The sequence below is a fragment of the Flavobacterium sp. genome, assembly GCF_036405015.1.
Classification (GTDB): domain Bacteria; phylum Bacteroidota; class Bacteroidia; order Flavobacteriales; family Flavobacteriaceae; genus Flavobacterium.
In genome coordinates this window covers 1-1,834 of sequence record NZ_DASWYK010000140.1, presented here as the reverse complement: position 1 = coordinate 1,834, position 1,834 = coordinate 1, and the positions used below count along the sequence as shown (strand labels likewise).

At 33.9% G+C, this 1,834-nt stretch carries 1 protein-coding gene; it reads right to left on the bottom strand.

The features are described from left to right. The coding region (locus VGE71_RS10640; RefSeq protein WP_331138313.1) for a TonB-dependent receptor plug domain-containing protein at nt 1–1,638 on the bottom strand (1,638 nt) is incomplete at its 3' end. Nucleotides 1,639–1,834: the final 196 nt, after the last annotated feature.

Here is a 1,834-nt window from a genome sequence, read left to right as displayed (position 1 = left end):
CAAGTTTTGATACGTATAAATAATTCGATTATTCGTACCTGTAGCAACTTGTATACTATTTATCTGATTGGTTATCTTATGGTAAAAAACATTTCCTTCAATTTTAATTTTTTTAGAAGGTTCTAAAACTAGTCCAGCATTGTAAGAAGTACTTTTTTCTGCCTGAAGATTTCCTGCGGTTTGATTGAGTACATATTGTCTGATTTCACTAATCTGACCGTCGTCTTGTAATTGTTGAAGAGTAGGAGCGAGAACCGCATTTCCAATTACAAGATAATTGCTGCTGGAATTATAAAAAACTAAGTAATTTGTTTTAAAGTCAGGAGCTTTGAATCCCGTTCCGATTCCTGCTTTGAAAGTTAGTTTTGGGGTTACAAAATACTGTAATCCGAAACTTGGGTTTAATCTTCCTCCAAAATTGTTGGTATGATCGTATCGTAAACCACCAACTGCTTTTAATTTCTGAATGGGTGACCATTCGCCCTGAATGTAAGAGAAAAAAGTTTGCAATGAATTTACACCATTAAGAGCTTCATCATTCATGTTTTCTACACTGCCTCCAATTCCTCCAACAACCTGGTATGAATTGTTGTGACTAAAAGAAAACTGCTGTTCTAGGCGGTGTAACGTTTGTCTAAAAACATCCTGACTTACCGAACTATTACTTTGCTGCCAGGCAACACTCATATCGGCTGTATAATTGGTGAGATAATATCGGGTAACGCTTCTTAAATTGCTATTAAATCGATGATCAAAAGAAAGCGATAAATTAAGATCCTGTTCGTCCTGATTGTCTCCGGAAATATGCCCCAGACCAAAATCTTTTTGCATAAACGAACGACGAAGTCCGTAACGTCCGCTTAAATTCAGGAAACTGTTTTCATTGATCTGATAACGTGATCTTCCCTGAAGACTGTAATTGTCGTATGGAGGCGAAGTAGTGCCTTGAATGTATTTTGAATTGGTATTAAAACCATCTGTTCTGTAATAGTTCGCTGCAATATTTGCGTTGCCTTTATTATTTAAAAAAGGAGTTTCGCCTTCTAATGTTGCATCTACAATATTTAGTGATCCGTAACTTAAAGAGGCCTGCATTTGTGGATCAATAACTCCATGTCTTGTAATAATATTGATAGTTCCACCTAAAGCTTCACTTCCATAAAGACTAGAAGAGGCGCCTTTTATAATTTCAATACGTTCGATGTTTGAAACACTGATTCGAGAAAGATCAAAATTTCCATTATTTCTCCCCACCATAGGCTGTCCGTCAATTAAAACCATGATATATTCACTACCAAAACCCTGCATTTGCACACCTACAGATCTGGCGCCACCACTAATGTTATTGACCACCGCAATTCCAGTTTGTTCTTTTAATATTTCATCGAGTCTTCTGCTGCCCATGAGTTCTATCGTTTTACGGTCGATTATAATTACTGGCATTGCACTGTATTGAGCTTTTATTAAAGTTTCCGGATTATTTTTAGTACTCGTGCTTCGACTGTTAACATTTACCTCTTTCAAGTCAATTCCAGTTTCCTGATTGTTAATTTGGGCTTGTATAAAATTGATGTATAATAAAACAAAACTTAAAATGACTTTTTGTTGATTCAGACCGAAGATGCTTGTATTTTTCATTGAATTTTTCCGATGTCTTTATTTTAAGAATTTCCTCATTTATTTATTCTTATTTAGACTGTGTAAAAATAGTTATTTATGATATACTAATAGTATTTTTTTTACATAAGAGTGGTATAAGTTATTCTTTTATTTAAAGTATTAGTTTTTATAAATATATTTAAGTGTCATATATATAGCTTTTTATATATTGTTA